Below are 18,294 nucleotides of genomic sequence, written 5' to 3'. Positions count from 1 at the left end.
TTACCATCAGCCATGCTCGCCGCCCCCCTGCCCCTCGTGCGCGTGGCCGTCCGCTCGCCCGCGCTGGCGGCGGGGGTGGCGGCATTGCTGGGCAGCTTCGGCCTGAGCCTCACCGACGGGGACGGGGCGGACGTACTGGTTGTGGACGACTTCTGGCTCACCGACCCGGAGGCGCTGGCAGCGGAACTGGAGGGCATAGCTGGCGTGGTGGCCCTCGGCTCGGGCGCGTGGGTCGGGACGCTCCATGAGCTTGCGCCGGGCGGATGGGCGGCCCTCGGCCCTGACGCGACCCCCGCCGAACTCCTCGCGGGCGTCCTCGCAGCGGCGGCGGGGCTGGCGGCCCTTTCCCCCGAGGAGGTCCAGCCCGCGCGGGACGAGGCGGACGAGATCGACCCCGAGGGCGTGACCCTCACTCCCCGCGAGCGCGACGTGCTGGCCCTGCTCGCCGAGGGCCTGAGCAACAAGCGCGCGGCCCGCGAACTCGGCGTCAGCGAAAGCACGGTGAAGTTTCACGTCCAGGCCGTCTATTCCAAGCTCGGCGTGCAGAGCCGCGCCGGGGCGGTGACGCGGGGGGTGCAACTGGGGCTGATCAGCGTGTAGGGCGGCGGGTCGCCAGTCGCCAGCAGCCAGTCGGCACGGAAGACCATAGACATTCGTTGAGGGCTGTGTTGCTCCTTCTTGAACGCCTGATGTGAATTAAGCAATAAGCGTGCTGGATGTACTTTTTGCTCCCTCTCCCCCTGCGGGAGAGGGCTGGGGAGAGGGGTGACGAGCAACGCTCGTCCCCTTGCTTGACGGCAAGAACGCTTCCCTTGCCTGATCGATAATTCACATGAGGCGTTTTAAGGGGGAAGGCCGGGAGGAGGTGAACAGGCCTAGCGCCCAGCCCCCCTCACCCAACAACTCCCCGGAGTCGTCCCCCGAACATCCAACACCCAGAACAAGCACGCAAGACCTCCAACTTCCCATCCTGCTCCCATGCTCACGCCTGCCAATCCCTTCCAGAGCGCGAACGGCGCGGCCCGCTACGCCGCCGGGCGGCCCTTCTTCCACCCGCTGTTCATGGAACGACTCAGGCCGCTGCTGACGGGTCGGGAGCTGGGAGCTGACGTGGCCTGCGGCACCGGCCTGTCCAGCGTGGCCCTCGCGGGCGTGGTGGAACAGGTGCTGGCCTTCGACACCTCGGAGGCGATGCTGGCCCACGCCGCCCCGCATCCCCGCGTGACCTACGCGCGTGCGCCTGCTGAAGCTCTCCCCATCCCTGACCACGCCCTCGACGTGCTGACGGTGGCGCAGGCGTTCCACTGGTTCGACCGCGCCGCCTTTCTCGGAGAGGCGCGGCGGACATTGCGACCAAACGGCGTGCTGTTCATGTACGACGATTTCTTTCCGGGGCAGATGCCAGGCCGTGAGGACTTCGCCGAGTTCATGGCCGCGTACTCGGCACGCTACCCGGCCCCACCCCGTCACCGGTATGAGTTCGGGGAGGCGGAGGCGCGCGAGGCGGGGTTCTCTTACAACGAGGAGCGATTCACCCACCCCCTGCCCTTCACCCGCCCGGCGCTCGTCGCCTACCTCCTCACCCACTCGAACACCATCGCCGCCACGAATGCGGGCCGGGAGACGGCGGGGGAGGTCGCGGCGTGGTTGGACGCGGGGCTGCGTCCCTTCGTGCCGGACGGTGAGACGCGGGAGCTGACCTTCGGGGGCCTCCAGATGGTGCTCAGGCCGCTGCACAGTGGAAACGGCTGCTAGCCTGCCTCCCATGAGTGTCCACCTCAACGCCCAGCCCGGCCAGATCGCCGAGACCGTCCTGCTGCCCGGCGACCCCCTGCGTGCCCGGCACATCGCGGAGACGTTCTTCGAGAACCCCGTCCAGCACAACTCCGTACGCGGGATGCTGGGCTACACGGGCACCTACAAGGGCAAGAGGGTCAGCGTGCAGGGCACGGGCATGGGGATCGCCTCCTCCATGATCTACGTGTCCGAACTCATCCGCGACTACGGGTGCCAACAGCTCATCCGCGTGGGCACCTGCGGCTCGTATCAGGAGGGCGTGCATGTCCGCGACCTCGTGCTCGCGCAGGCCGCCTGCACCGACTCAAACATCAACAACGTCCGCTTCGGGCACAAGAATTTCGCGCCCATCGCCGACTTCGGGCTGCTGCTGCGGGCGTACGGGGTCGCGCGGGAACGCGGCTTCACCACCCATGTCGGCAACATCATGTCCTCGGACACCTTCTATCAGGACGACCGCGACGTGTATCAACTGTGGGCGCGCTTCGGCGTTCTCGCCGTCGAGATGGAGGCCGCCGGGCTGTACACCCTCGCCGCCCAGCATGGCGTCCGGGCGCTGACCGTCCTCACCGTCTCCGATCACCTCGTCACGCACGAGGAGACCACCGCCGAGGAGCGGCAGACGACCTTCAACGGCATGATCGAGGTGGCGCTGGACGCGGCGTTGGGGGAGTGAGAGGGCGCGGCCCCGTCGCCGCCGTCCTTCCCCCACCCCTCATCCCGAACGCCCCACCCCCGCCTCCCGCAGAAGCTGCACCTTGAGGGCACTCAGGCGGCCCCGGCCCAGCACGCCCTTCAGGAGCACCCGCTCCCCCAGCGTCAGCACGGGAACGTCGTGGCCGTAGCGGGCCTCCAGGTCGGCGTTCCCCGTCACGTCCACGGCCACGTAGCGGTAGACCAGCGCCCGCAACCCCGCCTCGGCCTGCTCGCACAGGTGGCAACCCGCGCGGACGTAGAGGGTAAGGGTGGGGAGGGGGGCGGTCACAACACCCCGGCGGGCACGGGCACCGGGCGCGGCAGCAGCGTCAGCGCCCGCACGGGCGCGTAGAGGTCCTGTGAGGCGAGGAGGTCCCCGACGGGGCTGTAGGTGCGGAGGACCTGCCCACCCTGCCGCACGGCGTAGACCTCGCCCCCGGCCCCGATCTGAAGCAGCCACGGGGCGGTCTCGGGTTCGCCTACGAGCGTCTCCAGCCCGAAGGTCACGCCGGGGGTGCCGCCCGGCTCGATGCGCCGCAGCTTGCGCGCCACGGCGTCCACGAGGTACACGGCACCCGTGGCGTCGACGGCCAGGCCCTCCAGCTCGCGCAGGGCGTCACCCTCCCGGTCGCGGCGGAAGGCGTAGCGGCTGAGGTACTCGCCCTGCGGGGAGAAGCGCTGCACCTCGCGGTTGCCGCCGTCGAGGACGTAGACCTCCCCACCCGGCGCGGCGGCGATGGCGCGCGGCCCCTCGAAGCGGCCCAGGCCCTTGCCACGCCCCCCGAACCGGCGGACGGGGCGACCGTGGGTGTCGTACACGACGACGTGATGCGCCTCGCCGTCGAGGACGTAGACGTGCCCGCCCGTCACGGCAATTCCGGCGGGTTGCAGGAGTTCGCCCTCGCCGAGGCCGTAGGTCCCGAACGCGGCGACCTCCCGCCCGTCGGGGGCGAGCTTGCGGATCAGCGCCCCCGCCTTGCCCTGCCGGAAGTCGAGGAGCGCGGCGTAGAGGAAGCCGTCCGCGTCGGCGGCGAGGGCGGTCGGGGCACTCGGCAGCCCACCCTCGCCGCCCGACTGATCACGCAGGCTGACGCGCAGGCGGCCCTTCAGGTCGAGCAGACGCAGGGTGCCCCGCTTCTCGCCGACGCTCAGGGCGAGGGCCACGGGATCGGTGAAGGCCTCGTCCTCCAGCACCCCGGCGTCGAGGCGGGCGATCACCTCGTCGAGGGTGGGTCGGCCCTCGGGGTCCTTCTCGATCATGTGCAGGATCAGGTCGCCGAGCTTGCCGGGCACCTCCAGCCGCACCTGCTTGGGCGGCTTGGGCGTCTCGAAGACCTGCTGGTGGACGACCGCCTCGTAGCTGCCCTTGAAGGCGGGCTGCCCGGCGACCATCTCGTAGGCGAGCAGCCCCAGGGAATACACGTCGCTGCGGGCGTCCACCCGGTTGCCCTTCGCCTGCTCGGGGGCCATGTAGACCGGGGTGCCCACCCGCGCGCCCGTCATGGTCAGGCGGGTGAGGACCTTGCCGACCGCGATGCCGAAGTCCATCAGCTTGATGCCGCCCTCGCGCAGTTTGCCCTCCACGAAGGCGTGGCGCAGGACCATCACGTTCGCGGGCTTGATGTCGCGGTGGACGACGTTGTGGCCGTGGATGTGCCGCAGGGCGTCGGCGAGCGAGCGCAGGACCTGCACCGCCTCCCCGAACTCCAGGGTGCGGGCCTCCAGCACGGCCTCCAGGCTCTCACCGTCGAGGAACTCCATCGCGATGTAGTGTTCAGGGGCCTCCATCCGGTAGTCGTACACGCGCACGACGCCGGGGTGGTTGAAGCGTTTGAGCACCTCCGCCTCGCGGTAGAAGCGTTTGACGAAGCGGGCGTCGGCGAGGTACTTCTCCTGCGGCACCTTGAGGGCCACGATGCGCCCGTCGGTGCGGCGCCGCGCCCGGTACACGCTGCCCATGCCGCCGACGCCCACCCGGTCGAGCACCTCGTAGTCCTGGAAGTTCAGGTCGGGCACGGTCGGGACCGGGCGCGGTGCCGGGGGCGTGGCGGTGCGCCCCCCGCCCGTGGAGGTCAGCACGCGGGAGAGGCCCGGCAGGCGCAGGCCCCCCTCGTGCGGGTTCACGCCCCCCAGCCGGAAGGCCGCGCCCCCCAGCAGCACCGCCGCGACGACGAGGACGCCCTGCGCCCGGTCCAGCCCACCGCCCTCCTGCGCCAGCACGGCGAGAAAGACCGCCAGCCCGCCCGCGAGGGCGGCCACGGTCACGCCGAGGGTGCGCTCGCCCGCGCGGACGCTGAGCAGCACCCCCACCACGAACAGCGAGCCGAGCAGCAGCAGGTTCAAGGCCACCTCCCGGCGCGGGGGAGCGGGCGGGACCGGGGGGCGGAGGAAACGGGCATAGCGCCTCCCTTTATACCCGGCCCCCCTGTCGGGAGACTTACATTCCGGGAGATGGAGCACTTCGGGGGGTGGGCGTGAGCAAATGCCCCGCGAACGTCGCGGAAGCCAGAGGGCAGAAGGCCCGGAACGCGCGCCTTCGGCCTTTGACCTTTCGCGCGCCCAGCGCCCACGTTCGCGGAAGGTCGAGTGGTCCCAGCCTCACCCCTTCCGGCCCACCCCGACGGGGGAAGTCGCCCCAACCGGCACCTGCCATACTGGCCCGGTGACGTACTGGGCGGAACTCGTGGAGCTGTACGAATACCGGGTCGCGGACGTGCTGGCGGGCCGGATGCCGCGCGGTGGGCGGCGGTCGCTCTCGGAGTTGCGGGACACGCTGCTGCACGCGCCGCTCGAACCCACCCTGTACCGCCGTCTGGTGGAGAGTGACCGCCAGTACCGCGCCGGAGCCTTGCCGGGGCGCGGGGAGCGCACGACCGCCGCCGCCGCCGGTCCCGTGCCCGCCTGGACAGCCCCCGCGAGCGCCGACTCGCCCGAGGCCCGCGCGTGGGAGGAACTGCGGTGCCTCGCCTGGCACGCGGGGCTGCGCGAGCGGGTGCAGGAGCGGATGCGCCCCCTGCGCGCCGAGCCGGGGCGGCTGAGCCTGCGGGTGTTGTACGCCGCCCTGGAGAACGCCGAGCGTGACGCGCGGGGGGAAGCGGGACCGCTCGCCGTGCCCGCCGAGAACGATCCCCTCGTCGCCCTGCACGACGCGGAGGTGGTGCGCCAGCTCGGGCGGGGCCTCGCCGACGTGCTGCTCACCGAGGAGGGCCGCGCCCGCCTGGGGGCCGCCCTGTGGAGCGTCCACGACGCGCCCTTTCCCCGCCACCCCGACGAGGACGTGCTGGGTGCCCGCGTCCGCGCCGCCGAGAGCGAACCGCTCGCCCCGGAGGCGCGTGGGGCGCTCGTGCGGGCACTGCGGGCCTCCTACCCGCCCACCCGCGACCCGCGCGAGCGACCCGCCATCCGCGAGGCGGCCCGGCACCTCCAGGCCCTCGTCGCCGAGCTGCTCTCGGCTGCCCCCGTCCCCGCCAGCCTGGGGGTGATGCCCGCCCACAGCGTCCTGTACGCGGCCCACGGTCCCGCCGCGCTGAGCACCCCCGACGACCGGGCGGGCGAACTCGTCATCCACCTCGCGGGGGGGCAGCAGGCGCGCTGGCGCGGGCTGACGCTGCGCTGGCACGCGGTCGGGCCGAGCTGGCAGCTTCAGGTGGGAGAGCCGGGGGAGGCGCAGGTCGCGCTGCTGCACCCGCATCTGCCGCCCGCCGAGCGGGCCTGGACGCTGCCCACCCCGCAGGGTCCCCTGAGCGCCTTCCTGAGCGGGGCGTACCTGCGGCTGCACCTGCCCCACGCGGCCCCCGCCCCCGGTGAGGGGCCGGGCCACCTCGCGGCGCGGGCGCGGGCGGTGGCCCGGCTCCTCGACCCGGCGGCGAGCCACGCCCAGTTGCGCCTCGCCCGCGCCGCCGCCCAGCACCTGCGGGGCGCGGAGGTGGACGCCGCCGCCCTCGGCCCGGCGAGTGCCGAGCGGTACGCGGGAGCCTCTCCCGAGACGCTGCACACCCTCGCCCGCAAGGGAGTGGACGCCCTGACCGCCCGCCTCTCCCGCCTTCCCGCCGCCGAGGCGGAGGCCGCGCTGAGGGCCTGCGCCGCCCGGCTCGGCCTGCCGGACGAACAGGCCCGCTCCCTCCACGCCGTCCTCCACGCGGCGACCTTCACGCCCGAGGGACTGCCCGCCCCACATCCCAGCACCCGCCTGAACGTCCCCGACGGTGGACAATTCGTGAGCCTGCGCCTGGGCGACGGGCCGGTCACGCTCCACGCCGCTGGCCGGGCGCTCACCCTCCACCGCGAGGACGGGGGCGACCTGAGCGTTCTGCTGCCCGACCAGCCTCCCGCCCTCCTGCGCGACCTGCTCGTCCTCACCCTTCCGGGGGCGCAGGTGCTCGTCGTCCGCGAGGGATCGTGGCTGGCCGCCGCCGTGCAGCCCGCCACCATCTAGGAGGGTCGAGGGTCGCCAGGAGGAGATGAGTCATGAGGGATGAGGGCGCTGAAGCCTGGGCTGTTCGTTCCTGCTCATCCCTCCTCGCTCATTCCTCGAACTGCCCGCCAGGGACGTTCCCCACCTGCCCGTCCCCACCACGTTCCCTTACCCTGGGCGCATGGCGACCCTGTATCTGACCCTGCTCACCCTGCATAACCTCACGCGCTGGCTCGTGCTCCTTACGGGCCTGTGGGCGCTGCTCGTCAGCCTGCGCGGCGTGGGAAGTGCGCGGGCCTTCACCCCCGCCGACCGCCGCCCGGTCGCACTCTTCGCGGGCAGCGTCCACCTTCAGGTCGTCCTCGGCCTGCTGCTCTTCGGTCTCCTGGGTGCCACGGGGAGCCGGGCCTTCTCGGACGCCCCGCGTCTCAGCTTCCAGTGGGAGCACACCGGCATCGGGCTGGTCGCTGCCGTTTTTGCCACCCTCGCCAGCGCCCTGAGCAAACGCGCGGGGAGCAGTCAGGCGGCCTTCCGCCGCGCCGCGCTGTGGTCGGGGCTGGCGCTGGTGGTGGTGCTGGTGGGGATTCCGTGGTGGCGGCCCCTGCTGCGGCTGTTCGGGTAGGCGTGAACATTCGGACGGGCGGGAACGAGGCGGCGCTCTGCCTCTCCGCCCCTCTCACACCCCGCCCTCACCCATAAAGAAAAACCCGCTCCGAGAGCGGGCAAGCTGGTAGACCCGAGCGGATTTGAACCGCTGACCCCTACCGTGTCAAGGTAGTGCTCTACCCCTGAGCTACGAGTCTGTACCGGGGTGGGGGAAACGAGAGGGCTTGGAGGCGCTGACCGGACTCGAACCGGTGGTGGAGGTTTTGCAGACCTCTGCCTTACCACTTGGCTACAGCGCCGTGCCGGAGGTGCTTGGGGCAGGCCGGTGGAAGCTGTGCCCTGCGGGAGCGGCTGAGGGGACCTTCCCACCAGCGGAAGGAATTTTAGCACGCACCCCGGAAGCTGTAAAGCTGAGGTCACTTCGGAAAGGCCGGGTAGAGTGGAGGGCGATGCGAGGTGTGCTGCTCGCCCCCCTGGTCCTGCTGCTCGCCGGGTGCCGACCCGCCGGGCCTCCCCCGAATTCCTTCGTCACGGGCCGGACGCTGAACATCGCGCATCAGGGGGGTGAGGCGCTGCGGCCCAGCAACACGCTGGAGGCGTACCGCCACGCCGCCGCGCTCGGCGTGAACATGCTCGAAATGGACATGCACGCCACCCGCGACGGGGCGCTCGTCCTCTCACACGACGCGACGCTCGACCGCCTGACGAACACGCGAGGTCGCATCACGGACATGACGCTGGAGCAGGTACTCGCGGCGGACGCCGGATATACGTTCACTAACGACGGGGGGCGGACCTTTCCCTACCGAGGACAGGGCGTTCGCGTCGCCCAACTGTCGCAAGTCCTGGCCGAGTTCCCGACCCTCCCCATGACCATCGAACTCAAGCAGGAGACGCCGAGTATTGCCGCGACGTTCTGCCGTGTATTGCGGGAGGCGGGGGCGACCTCCCGTGTGACCGCCGCCAGCTTCAGCGACCGGGCGTTGGGCGAGTTCCGGCGCGCGTGCCCGGAGGTCATGACAAGCATGACGGCACGCGAGTTGCGGCCCGCCGTGCTGCTCGGCAAGGTCGGTCTCTCGCGGTTGGCCCGCCTCCCCGGTCGCGTCGCGCAGGTGCCCGTGAGGGCGGGCGGCATCACCGTCGTCACCCCCGCCTTCGTCCGGGCCATGCACGCGCGGGGCGTCGCCGTGCAGGTCTGGACGATCAACGACCCTGAGGAAATGCGCCGCCTGACCCGCATGGGCGTGGACGGCATCATCACCGACAGGCCGGACATGCTCAGCAAGGTGCTGGTGGAGGAACAGGGCGGGTCGTAGACCGTAAAAAGGAGGCCCTCCGATGTGGAAGGCCCCTCTCCCGGCGACTGCAAGCTGGTGACTGGCGACTTCCCCCTACGCCCGCGCCTTGTACCGCTCCCCCAACTCCCCCAGCAACTCGTCGAACGCCACGCCCTTGCGCTCCCGGTGCCCCTCCGGCGTGCGTTCGCGGACGCTCACCTCGCGCCGTTCCTCCTCGCGGTCGCCGACGATGAGCATGACGGGAATCTTGGCGAGTTCGGCGTTGCGGACCTTCGCGTTCATGCGGTTCGTGGAGTCGTCCACCTCGGCGCGCAGCCCGGCGGCCTTGAGGGAGGCGGCCAGCGTCTCCGCGTAAGTGTTGTGGCGGTCGGCGATGGGGATGATGGCGATCTGCCGGGGCGCGAGCCACAGCGGGAAGTCGCCGCCGTAATGCTCGATCAGGATGCCCACGAACCGCTCCAGGCTCCCGAAGGGCGCGCGGTGGATCATCACGGGGCGGTGGTCCTGGCCGTCCTCGCCGACGTAGGTGATGTCGAAGCGTTCGGGGAGGTTGTAGTCCACCTGAATGGTGCCGAGCTGCCACTCGCGGCCCAGCACGTCCTTCACCACGAAGTCGAGCTTGGGGCCATAGAAGGCGGCGTCGCCGGGTTCGACCGTGTACGGCAGGCCGACCTCCTCCACCGCCTCGATGATCTCGCGCTCGGCCCGCTCCCACTGCGCCGCGTCGCCGACGTACTTGTCAGCCCCCGGCTCGCGCACGCCCACCCGGAAACGCACGTCGTTCATCCCGAAGGTCCGCAGCACGAGGACCGTGAGGTCGAGGACGCTCAGGAACTCGGTCCCCAGCTGGTCCGGGCGGCAGAACAGGTGCGCGTCGTCCTGCGTGAAGCCGCGCACGCGGGTCAGGCCGTTCAGCTCGCCGCTCATCTCGTAGCGGTACACGGTGCCGAACTCGGCCAGTCTCACCGGGAGGTCGCGGTAGCTTCTCGGCTTGCTCGCGTAGACCCGCACGTGGAAGGGGCAGTTCATCGGCTTGAGCATGTACTGCTCGTCGTCCACGGTGATCGGCTCGAACTGGCTGTCGGCGTAGTAGGGGTAGTGCCCCGACGTGCGGAAGAGGTCGAGGTTGCCGATATTCGGCGTCACGACCCCCTGATAGTCGCGCTCGAACTGCCGCTCGCGCAGGAAGCGGATCAGCTCCTCACGCAGGACCGTGCCGTTGGGCAGCCACAGCGGGAGGCCCTTGCCCACGAGGGGGTCGATGGTGAACAGCTCCAGCTCCCTGCCGAGCTTGCGGTGGTCGCGCCGCTTGGCCTCTTCGAGCTGGTGGAGGTACTCGTCCAGCTCCTTCCCCGTGGCGAAGGCGACCCCGTACACCCGCTGGAGGATGGGGTTCTTCTCGTTGCCGCGCCAGTACGCGCCGCTCGTGGACATGAGTTTGAAGGCGGTGGGGAGCTTCCCCGTGTTCGGGAAGTGCGGCCCCCGGCACAGGTCCACGTAGTCGCCCTGCGAGTAGAACGTGATCGGCTCGTCGTCGGGCAGCCCCGCGATGAGTTCGGCCTTGTAGGGGTCGTCCCCGAACTCCTCCAGCGCCGCCGCCTTGCCCACCTCCCGCCGGGTGATGTCGAGGCCCCGCCCGATGATCTCGCGCATGATGGCCTCGATCTCGGGCAGGTCCTCCTCGCGCAGCGGCTCGGGCAGGTCGAAGTCCTGGTAGAAGCCGTTCTCGATGGCCGGGCCGACGCCGCGCTTGACCGCCTCGCGCGGGTGGCCCTTGCGTTCGTAGAACTCCCCGACCGCCTGGCTCATGACGTGGCCGAGCGAGTGGCGGAAGACGGGGGCGGCGTCCGCCGGGTTCTTCCTCGTGATCAGGGTGATGCTCGCGCCGTCGGGCAGGGGCGACATCAGGTCCACGAGGTCGCCGTTGGCGGTGGCGGCGAGCGCATCTTGCGCCAGGCGCGGGCCGATGGCCTTCGCCGCGTCGAGGGCCGTGGCCCCCTGCGGCAGGTCGAGTTGTTTTCCGTCGGGCAGGGTGACGTTCATGGGAACTCCTTGAAATAGGCAAGAGAAAGCCCGGTGTGGCCGCATATCCAGCAGAACGCCTGAGAGCCGCGTGGGGGCTTCTCAGGCGCTGGGAGTTCGCGTGACCAGGCCGGGGAGGGGCATTCGTCGCAGCCTCACGCCGACGCTCACCAGACCGGAGTGAGGAGGCAGGGCGCACATGGGGGCAGGATAGCGGGCGAAAGGGACGGGGAGCAACCCATGTGCGAAAAGAAAGAAGCCCAGCCGGAGCCGGGCCTCCCCCGTTCGTCCCGTTCTACCAGGCCGCCGCGCCCGCCGTTCCCCCCACGCCCTTCGGGTTCGGTCCCCACGTGTTCGACCCCGGCTGGCTGTCGAGGACGTAGAAGATCAGCAGGACGATTCCGCCGACGAAGGGCACCAGCCCGATCAACAGCCACCAGCCGGGCCGCCCCGTGTCGTGGAGACGACGCACCCCCACTGCCAGCGAGGGCAGCAGAACGGCCAACCCGTACACCACCGTCAGCACGAGGCTCACCAGTCCCAGGCCGCTCGGAGTGTAGACCTCGCCGTTCGCCGCTGCCGAGGCATTAGCGGCTTGTTGCTGACCTACAACCCGGCGGCGGCCAGGAACGCGTCGAGCTTCTGCGGGCGGAAGCCGCTGAGGCTGTGGGCCACGTCCCCGCTGACGAGGGTGGGCACGGAGCGCCTCCCGCCGTTCACGCTCATCACGTACTCGGCGGCCCCCTCGTCCCGCTCGATGTTGATCTCCTCGTAGGCAATCCCCTTATTGCTCAGGGCACGCTTGGCCGCGTGGCAGTCGGGGCACCAGGTCGTCGTGTACATCTTGATCATGCTGCCAGTTTACAAAATAAAGCGGTAGTTGTGGAGTCCTTGTCCCGCTGGCGGGAACGGGGGCAAAGGAAAACGGCCCACCGGGAGGGCGGGCCGCTGCGCGGGAGGAGAGTTACGCGCTGGCAGGAGCGGCGGGGGCGTTCGCCTCGGCTGGTTCCGCCGTCTCCACCGTGCGGCGGGGGGCCGGGGCGGCTTTGGGGGCCATGATCATGTTCATGTCCATGCCCATCATGGAGGGCATCCCCTCGGGCGCGCCGATCTCCGCCAGGGTGTCGGCGACGCGGTGCAGGATGCGCTCGCCGAGTTCGGGGTGGGTGCGCTCACGGCCACGGAACATGATCGTGACCTTGACCTTGTGGCCCTCCTCCAGGAAGCGGCGCACGTGCCCGGTCTTGGTGTCGAAGTCGTGGTCGTCGATCTTGACCCGGAACTTGATCGCCTTGACCTCCTGCGCGCGGGCACGCTTGCGGGTCTCCTTCTCGTTCTGCTGCTGCTCGAAGCGGAACCGGCCATAGTCCAGCAGGCGGCAGACGGGCGGCACGGCCTGGGGGCTGACCATCACGAGGTCCAGCCCCTGCTCGCGGGCCATGTTCAGGGCGTCGCGCGTGTCGATGATGCCCACCTGCTCACCCTCCGCGCCGATCAGCCGAATCTGACGCACGCGAATCTGGTCGTTGACCTTATGTTCTTTCGCTATTGTAATCACCTCCGCACGTCCCCCGCGCGCTGGCGGGCAGACGGCTCACACGCCTTTTGCCGGCATGACGGGTCATTCTACCACGTGGTCGGGCGTCGCTGGGGAGGTGCGGGCGGCCAGCTTCCAGCTTCCAGCCGCCAGCGGTAGATGCGGCCCCTCCTTCGGGGAGAGCCTCGACCCACTACGCTAACCCCGGTCGAAAGCACGTTCTCCAGCGCCTTTGCATAGGCAACGTCCTACACTTAGTCCTTGACGTACCTGGGACACCAAATCTAGAGTTTGGCCTATGGGGACTCTTTCGCTCCCGCCGCAGGCGACGCAGGTGGGCCTCGCCGTGGACGTGGCGGCGTTCGCCATGCACGCCGGGGAGTTGCGGGTGCTGCTCGTGGAGCGGGGCGAATTGCCGCACGCGCGGGACTGGGCGCTGCCGGGCGGCTTCGTGCATCCCGGCGAGGCGCTGCACGAGGCGGCCTTGCGCGAGTTGCGGACCGAGACGACCGTGGAACTCGAACCCCGGCACCTGGAGCAGTTCTACACCTTCGGGGAGCCGAGCCGCGATCCGCGCGGGCGCGTCGTGTCGGTGGCGCACCTCGCGGTCCTGCCGCATGGGACCGTGCGTGTGGTGGGCGGTGGGCACACCCTCGGGGCCGACTGGTTCCCGGCCCACCATCCGCCCCGGCTCGCCTTCGACCACGCCTCCATCCTCGACCGAGCGATCAAGCGGCTTCAGGTGCGGCTGGAATACGCCAACCTCGCCCTCGAATTCCTGCCCGACACCTTCACCCTGCCCGAATTGCAGACCGTGTACGAGGCCATCCTCGACCGGCAGCTCGACAAGCGCAACTTCCGCAAGCGGCTGCTCGCGCAGGGCATCCTCGTCGCCAGCGGGGAGCGGCGCAGTGGGGTGGGGCGGCCCGCGCAACTCTACCGGCGGGCGAAGGGGACGCGGGCGGGGGCATTGTAGGGCGTGTGGCCTGGAGGGAGGGGCGCACGTTCCCCCTCCCCGGCCCCCGGTAGAATGTCCGGGTTATGGACATGAAGAAGCTCATGAAGCAGATGCAGCAGGCGCAGGTCGCCGCCGCGAAGATTCAGGAGGACCTCGCCGCGCGGTCGGTGGAGGGCACGGCGAGCGGCCTCGTCACGGTGACGATGAACGGGCACGGCAAGGTCACGGCCCTGAAGATCAAGCCCGAGGCCGTGGACCCCGACGACGTGGAGGCGCTGGAGGACCTGATGCTCGTCGCGCTTCAGGACGCGAACGCGAAGGCGGAGACCTTACAGCAGGAGGCGACGCGGGGGCTGGGGCTGCCGGGCTTCTGATGGGGAGCTGTCAGCCGTCAGCTTTCAGCCGTCAGCCGGAGGGATGGGTATGAAATATCCGCCCTCGCTCGTGGCCCTCATCCGGGAGTTGTCGCGTCTGCCGGGCATCGGGCCGAAGAGTGCCCAGCGGCTCGCCTTCCACCTGTTCGAGCAGCCGCGTGAGGACATCGAGCGGCTCTCGCGGGCGCTGCTGGAGGCCAAGCGCGACCTGCACAGTTGCCCGGTCTGTTTCAACATCACCGACGCCGAGCGGTGCGACGTGTGCAGCGACCCCTCGCGCGATCAGGCGACGATCTGCGTGGTGGAGGAACCCGGAGACGTGATCGCCATCGAGCGCAGCGGCGAGTACCGGGGCCTGTACCACGTGCTGCACGGCGTCCTCAGCCCGATGAACGGGGTCGGCCCGGACCGGCTGCACATCCGGCCCCTGCTGCCGCGCGTGGCGGAGGGCATGGAGGTCATCCTGGCGACGGGCACGACGGTGGAGGGGGACGCGACCGCGCTCTACCTTCAGCGCCTGCTGGAGCCGCTGGGGACCGTCGTGAGCCGCATCGCCTACGGGCTACCGGTGGGCGGCGCGCTGGAGTACGCCGACGAGGTGACGCTGGGTCGGGCACTCGCCGGAAGACAGCGGGTGAGCGGGACGGCGGTGGTGCCGAAGAGTTAGAGCATCTGACGCCCCGCGCCCTGCCCCCTGTGGCGGGGCGTTTGCTTTTGACGGGGGCTGGGCTACGGTGGGCGGGTGACGCACGCGCCGAATCCTCTTCCCCCCGCGCCGCTCGACGACTGGCTGGCCCGCGTGACGCTGACGGGGCGGCACCTGACCCTCGTGCCGTTGGGGGAGGAGCATGCCCCGGACCTGCACGCCGGGGCAGATGCGAACACGGTCGCCTTCCTCGCGCGTGGAATGGCCGAGCTGCCCGACGTGGCGGGCTGGGCCGATCACATCCGGTCCCTGAACGCCCTCCCCCACCGGGCGAACTGGGCCGTCCTCGTCGGGGGCCGCGCGGTCGGGCGCATCAGCTACAGCGAGGTCAAGGCCGCTGATCGCTGGGCGGAGATCGGGACCATGCTCCTGCCCGCCGCGCAGGGCACCGCCACCAACCCGGAGGCCAAACTCCTGCTGATGACGCGTGCCTTCGAGGTGCTGGGCGCGAACCGTATTCACTTCAAAGTGGACGCCCGCAACGCCCGCAGCCTGCGCGCGGTGGAAAAGCTCGGCGCGGTGCGGGAGGGGACATTGCGCCAGTTTCAGGTCCGCCCCGACGGCTATGCCCGCGACAGCGTGATGTTCAGCGTCCTGAGTGCCGAGTGGCCGGGGGTGAAGGCGGGGCTGCGGGCGCGGCTGGAGGCGCTGACCGACGCCGCGCGCTGATGCTTGGTTCGAGGCCAGCCCTCTTCATCCATCTGCCAGCCGCCTCTCCTCCTTCCGTCAGGGGAGCGTTGGTACAGTGGCCGGGATGCGTGCCGCCTTCTCCCGCCCTGCCCTGACCCGCCTCGGCCTGCTGGGTGCCCTGCTCGCCGCGCCCGCCCACGCCCTGATCGTGCCGCTGAGCGGCTGGACGCCCGTGGACGGCAACGCGAGCAAGTGGACCGACCCGGCGGGTGCCTGCCTGCTGCGCGAGGAACGGCACGCTCAGGCCTTCCCCGCCCTGAAGAATCAGGAGCAGGCCCGCGCCTTCGCCCGCCGCCTCCAGACCTCGCTGGACCGGGGGCAGGTGCGCGAGGTCGTGGCGCAACCCGTGGAGCGGGTGGGTGGGTGGGCTGTCCTCGCCGCCTACGCCTACGAGAACGCGGGCGTGACCTACCGGGTGAGCCAGCTCTACCTCAGCGACGCGGGCAAGCTCCGCACGGTCAGCGGCAGCAGCGCCCAGTTCGAGGCGAGCGAATGCGTGAACGTGATGCGGGAGTTCCTGCGGTACGGGGCGAACTGAGGGGGGTTGAGACACCAGGGCTACACACTTCCTGAGAACGTGGGTGCGGAGGGGTGCAGAAGGTCAAAGGCAGAAGGCACGTGGTATTGGTCTTCTGCCTTCTGTGCCGTTCACAGGAGGTTTAATCATGCTCCCGGAACGTGAAGCACGGAACGACGGGCAACAGCCCCGTCTTCTCCGGCGACTGGAAGCTGGCGACTGGCAATCCCTTCCCGGCGACTTGGTACGCTCTCCCCTATGGCCCGCAGCGTCAATCCCATTCAGGACCGGGCACGGCGCGCGGCGCTGGAGAAGGCGGCGTACCTCGCCCTGTATGAGCGGGGCTATGCGGGCGTGACCCTCTCGGACATCGCCGGGCACGCGGGTGTGAGCAAGGGCACGCTCGCCTACCACTTCGGCAGCCGGACCGGGCTGCTCGCGGCGGTGATGCGGAGATTTACGCGCACGATCACGGTCGCCACCCGCCGGGCGCTGCGGCAGGCGGCCACGCCCGAGGACAAGCTGCGCGCCTACGTGGAAAACCAGTTCTACGGGGTGGAAAACACCCGGCGCTTCTACACGGTGTCGCTCGACTTTCTGGCCGCCGCCACCCGCGACCCGGCGCTGATGGCCGTGCAGCGCGACTTCCAGCGCGAGACGCTGGCCCTCGACCTCGAACTCGCGCGGCTGGCGGGCGGGGACGGCTCCCCCGAACGGGCACGGCTCCTGCGCGCCCTCGTGGAAGGCCTCAGCGTGCGCTTCCTCGCGGACCCGGAACCGGACCTCGCCGCGTACCGGGCCGAGTGCCTGGGCGGACTGCGGGCGTTGCTGGGCTGGGAAGAAGGGTCGCCGGTCGCCAGTCGCCAGTCGCCAGGAAGGACCGGGGGGGACACCCTTCCTTCAACGGGCGGTGATTGACTCCAGTCCCAACCGCGCCAGCGCCGCCGCGATCAGCCGTGCCCCCTCGACCAGCCGTGGACCGGGGCGGCCCAGCCCGCTCTCCGGCACACATGCAACGGGCACGCCGAGGCCGCGTGCCTCGATGACCTCGGGCCGCAACTTGCGGGCACCGCACCACGAACAGACGATGAGGTCGGGGCGGGCGGCGCGCACCTCCTCCAACGTGAGGGGCGAGCTGCGTCCGGGCCTTTCCGCAAGGGCGTTCACGGCACCGAGGGTCGCCAGCAGGTCCGTCACCCACGAGTCGCGCGTGGCCGCGATGATGGGCCGGGGCCACCACTCCACGAGCACGCGCGGCGGGCGGGGGAAGGGGCGGGCGAGGGCGCGCAATTCCGCCTCCAGCCGCGCCGCCACCGCCTCCCCACGCTCCGGCAGACCGACCGCCGCGCCGATCTCCCGGATATCGCGCAACGTGTCGGGCACGCTCACGGGGTCCAGCACCAGCGTCCGCAGTCCCGCCGCGCGCACCCCGGCCACCACGCGCTCCATGCCGGGCACGCTCAGGCTCGCCAGCACGAGGTCGGGCCGGGCCAGACGTACGGCCTCCACGTCGATGTTCAGGTCCGGCCCGACGCGCACTGCCCTCTCCAGCCCCGGCGCATCGCTGTGGTTGTCCACGGCGACCACCCCTTCCACGACCCCCAACGCCGCGAGGATGTCGGAGTTGCTGGCTGTCAGGGAGGCGAGGCGCACGGGGGCAGGCTAGCAGGGCGGGCGGGACCCGGCGCGGGGTCGTTTCTGGGTGTTTTCTCTCCATTTCAAGGTGTCCAGCGCGGCCAAACGCCCCCTGACCGTGTGGTAGGGTGAGGCGCTATGAAGAACACCTTCGCCGTCACCATGACGCTGCTGCTGGCGCTCACGCTGGGCGGTTCGTATGCCGGATACCGCATCGCCACCACCCCCCATCACGAGGAGGGCATCGGGGCAGGAGGCGAGGAAGTCGAGGGCGGCGACCCGACCACCGCCAAAGTCCCCAGCGAGGAGGCCCCCTCTGCGCGCGAGGCGGCCACCGGCGAGGCGGGCGCAGGCGGCGCGCTGGGCGACGTGATGCAGGACCAGGCGGGCGGCACCCAGTCGGGCGAGAACGGCGCGGTGATCGTTCCCGGTGGCGAGTCCAACACGGGCACCCAGACGGGCGAGGCGCAGGAGGGCGACGCGGCGGACGGCGGCGCGGGGGAGGCCGATGAGGCGAGCACCGGCCAGAGCGACGGCACCACGGGGCCGGGCGTGGAGTCCTCGCGCGAGAGCACCCCGGTCGGCGGCACGAACGCGGCGGACGGTGCCCCCGCCGGGGACACCAGGGGCACCCCCTCCCCCACCGAGTCGGAGAGCGAGGAGAACACGCAGCTCGGGCAGACAGGTGCCTCCAACATCGAGAAGACGATGGCGGGCGATCCGGCCACGGGCGACGCGAAGGCTGCCGAGGTCGCCAATGCGATTGGCGGCGACACCGCCGCCGGGCAGGCCAAGTTCGTCTCGTCCTGCGGCGGCTGCCACGGCCAGAACGGCGAGGGCGGCATCGGCACCAACCTGATCGCCGAGGAGGGGCCGCGCGGCTGGAAGCTGGAGGAATTCGAGGTGGCGCTGCGCGAGGGCCACAGCCCCAGCCGCGACCTCGGGGCCGTGATGCCGCGCTTCACCGAGGAGCAGCTCAGCGACGAGGACGTGTTGAATATCTACACGTTCCTGCGGGCGGTGAATTAAAGCCGTCAGCCGTCA

At 70.7% G+C, this 18,294-nt stretch carries 20 protein-coding genes and 2 tRNA genes; 13 read left to right on the top strand and 9 right to left on the bottom strand.

Annotation, left to right across the window (positions count from 1 at the left end; genetic code table 11):
* Window positions 1-12: 12 nt before the first annotated feature.
* The 3 genes from V3W47_RS09745 (at window position 13) to deoD (ending at window position 2,473) form a co-directional block, all read left to right on the top strand.
* Window positions 13-600: a helix-turn-helix transcriptional regulator gene (locus tag V3W47_RS09745; protein ID WP_331825013.1), complete on the top strand. Its 588-nt coding sequence runs from the start codon at window positions 13-15 to the stop codon at window positions 598-600.
* Window positions 601-978: 378 nt separating this feature from the next.
* Window positions 979-1,755, top strand: a complete 777-nt coding sequence (locus V3W47_RS09740) for a class I SAM-dependent methyltransferase (protein WP_331825012.1) — start codon at window positions 979-981, stop codon at window positions 1,753-1,755.
* A gap of 10 nt (window positions 1,756-1,765) precedes the next feature.
* Window positions 1,766-2,473 carry a purine-nucleoside phosphorylase gene (gene deoD, locus V3W47_RS09735; RefSeq protein ID WP_331825011.1) on the top strand — a complete coding sequence of 236 codons (708 nt, stop codon included), beginning with the start codon at window positions 1,766-1,768 and terminating at the stop codon, window positions 2,471-2,473.
* Between the two features lie 39 nt (window positions 2,474-2,512).
* Here the strand turns inward: deoD and V3W47_RS09730 are convergent, their stop codons facing one another.
* The gene (locus tag V3W47_RS09730) at window positions 2,513-2,782 is read right to left on the bottom strand and encodes a glutaredoxin family protein (RefSeq protein ID WP_331825010.1); all 270 of its coding nucleotides are present in this window, start codon (window positions 2,780-2,782) and stop codon (window positions 2,513-2,515) included.
* Window positions 2,779-4,836 carry a protein kinase domain-containing protein gene (locus tag V3W47_RS09725; RefSeq protein WP_331825009.1) on the bottom strand — a complete coding sequence of 686 codons (2,058 nt, stop codon included), beginning with the start codon at window positions 4,834-4,836 and terminating at the stop codon, window positions 2,779-2,781. Before V3W47_RS09725 ends, V3W47_RS09730 begins: the two co-directional genes overlap by 4 nt.
* Before the next feature lie 319 nt (window positions 4,837-5,155).
* Between V3W47_RS09725 and V3W47_RS09720 the strand changes: the two genes are divergently transcribed.
* Together V3W47_RS09720 and V3W47_RS09715 are read left to right on the top strand one after the other, a co-directional pair.
* Window positions 5,156-6,928, top strand: a complete 1,773-nt coding sequence (locus tag V3W47_RS09720) for a hypothetical protein (RefSeq protein WP_331825008.1) — start codon at window positions 5,156-5,158, stop codon at window positions 6,926-6,928.
* A gap of 160 nt (window positions 6,929-7,088) precedes the next feature.
* On the top strand, window positions 7,089-7,529 hold the full coding sequence (locus V3W47_RS09715; protein WP_331825007.1) for a hypothetical protein: 441 nt from the start codon (window positions 7,089-7,091) through the stop codon (window positions 7,527-7,529).
* A gap of 106 nt (window positions 7,530-7,635) precedes the next feature.
* Here V3W47_RS09715 and V3W47_RS09710 read toward each other — a convergent pair.
* Window positions 7,636-7,710 (bottom strand) — tRNA-Val (locus V3W47_RS09710).
* Between the two features lie 28 nt (window positions 7,711-7,738).
* Window positions 7,739-7,812 (bottom strand) — tRNA-Cys (locus V3W47_RS09705).
* Window positions 7,813-7,962: 150 nt separating this feature from the next.
* Here V3W47_RS09705 and V3W47_RS09700 point away from each other — a divergent pair.
* Entirely contained in the window at window positions 7,963-8,829 is an 867-nt protein-coding gene (locus V3W47_RS09700) for a glycerophosphodiester phosphodiesterase family protein (protein ID WP_331825006.1), read from the top strand.
* A 75-nt stretch (window positions 8,830-8,904) separates the two neighbouring features.
* On the opposite strand, the gene thrS is transcribed toward V3W47_RS09700, so the two are convergent.
* The 4 genes from thrS to infC form a co-directional block, all read right to left on the bottom strand.
* Window positions 8,905-10,854, bottom strand: a complete 1,950-nt coding sequence (thrS, locus tag V3W47_RS09695; protein WP_331825005.1) for a threonine--tRNA ligase — start codon at window positions 10,852-10,854, stop codon at window positions 8,905-8,907.
* A 274-nt stretch (window positions 10,855-11,128) separates the two neighbouring features.
* The gene (locus V3W47_RS09690; RefSeq protein WP_442877217.1) at window positions 11,129-11,377 is read right to left on the bottom strand and encodes a DUF805 domain-containing protein; all 249 of its coding nucleotides are present in this window, start codon (window positions 11,375-11,377) and stop codon (window positions 11,129-11,131) included.
* Between the two features lie 62 nt (window positions 11,378-11,439).
* Complete coding sequence (locus V3W47_RS09685) at window positions 11,440-11,685, bottom strand: glutaredoxin domain-containing protein (RefSeq protein WP_331825003.1); 246 nt, start codon at window positions 11,683-11,685, stop codon at window positions 11,440-11,442.
* Between the two features lie 112 nt (window positions 11,686-11,797).
* Window positions 11,798-12,391, bottom strand: coding sequence for a translation initiation factor IF-3 (gene infC / locus V3W47_RS09680; protein WP_331825002.1), 594 nt, complete (start codon window positions 12,389-12,391; stop codon window positions 11,798-11,800).
* Window positions 12,392-12,668: 277 nt separating this feature from the next.
* Here infC and V3W47_RS09675 point away from each other — a divergent pair, with 277 nt between their 5' ends.
* From V3W47_RS09675 to V3W47_RS09650, 6 genes are all read left to right on the top strand, one after another.
* A complete protein-coding gene (locus tag V3W47_RS09675; protein WP_331825001.1) occupies window positions 12,669-13,346 on the top strand; it encodes an NUDIX hydrolase in 678 nt (225 codons plus the stop codon).
* Between the two features lie 65 nt (window positions 13,347-13,411).
* Complete coding sequence (locus tag V3W47_RS09670; protein ID WP_331825000.1) at window positions 13,412-13,702, top strand: YbaB/EbfC family nucleoid-associated protein; 291 nt, start codon at window positions 13,412-13,414, stop codon at window positions 13,700-13,702.
* A gap of 49 nt (window positions 13,703-13,751) precedes the next feature.
* Window positions 13,752-14,369, top strand: coding sequence for a recombination mediator RecR (recR, locus tag V3W47_RS09665; protein WP_331824999.1), 618 nt, complete (start codon window positions 13,752-13,754; stop codon window positions 14,367-14,369).
* A 75-nt stretch (window positions 14,370-14,444) separates the two neighbouring features.
* On the top strand, window positions 14,445-15,077 hold the full coding sequence (locus V3W47_RS09660; RefSeq protein ID WP_331824998.1) for a GNAT family N-acetyltransferase: 633 nt from the start codon (window positions 14,445-14,447) through the stop codon (window positions 15,075-15,077).
* Window positions 15,078-15,162: 85 nt separating this feature from the next.
* Window positions 15,163-15,636: a hypothetical protein gene (locus tag V3W47_RS09655; RefSeq protein WP_331824997.1), complete on the top strand. Its 474-nt coding sequence runs from the start codon at window positions 15,163-15,165 to the stop codon at window positions 15,634-15,636.
* A 237-nt stretch (window positions 15,637-15,873) separates the two neighbouring features.
* Window positions 15,874-16,533 carry a TetR/AcrR family transcriptional regulator gene (locus V3W47_RS09650; protein WP_331824996.1) on the top strand — a complete coding sequence of 220 codons (660 nt, stop codon included), beginning with the start codon at window positions 15,874-15,876 and terminating at the stop codon, window positions 16,531-16,533.
* On the opposite strand, the gene V3W47_RS09645 is transcribed toward V3W47_RS09650, so the two are convergent.
* Window positions 16,516-17,268 carry a helical backbone metal receptor gene (locus tag V3W47_RS09645; protein WP_331824995.1) on the bottom strand — a complete coding sequence of 251 codons (753 nt, stop codon included), beginning with the start codon at window positions 17,266-17,268 and terminating at the stop codon, window positions 16,516-16,518. The genes V3W47_RS09650 and V3W47_RS09645 overlap by 18 nt on opposite strands.
* 120 nt (window positions 17,269-17,388) lie before the next feature.
* Between V3W47_RS09645 and V3W47_RS09640 the strand changes: the two genes are divergently transcribed.
* Complete coding sequence (locus tag V3W47_RS09640; RefSeq protein ID WP_331824994.1) at window positions 17,389-18,279, top strand: c-type cytochrome; 891 nt, start codon at window positions 17,389-17,391, stop codon at window positions 18,277-18,279.
* The last annotated feature ends 15 nt before the right edge of the window (window positions 18,280-18,294 follow it).

The organism is Deinococcus sp. YIM 134068 (assembly GCF_036543075.1).
Classification (GTDB): Bacteria; Deinococcota; Deinococci; order Deinococcales; family Deinococcaceae; genus Deinococcus; species Deinococcus lichenicola.
Note: the sequence above shows the minus strand (reverse complement) of the source record. Positions and strands in the feature narration are given on the sequence as shown.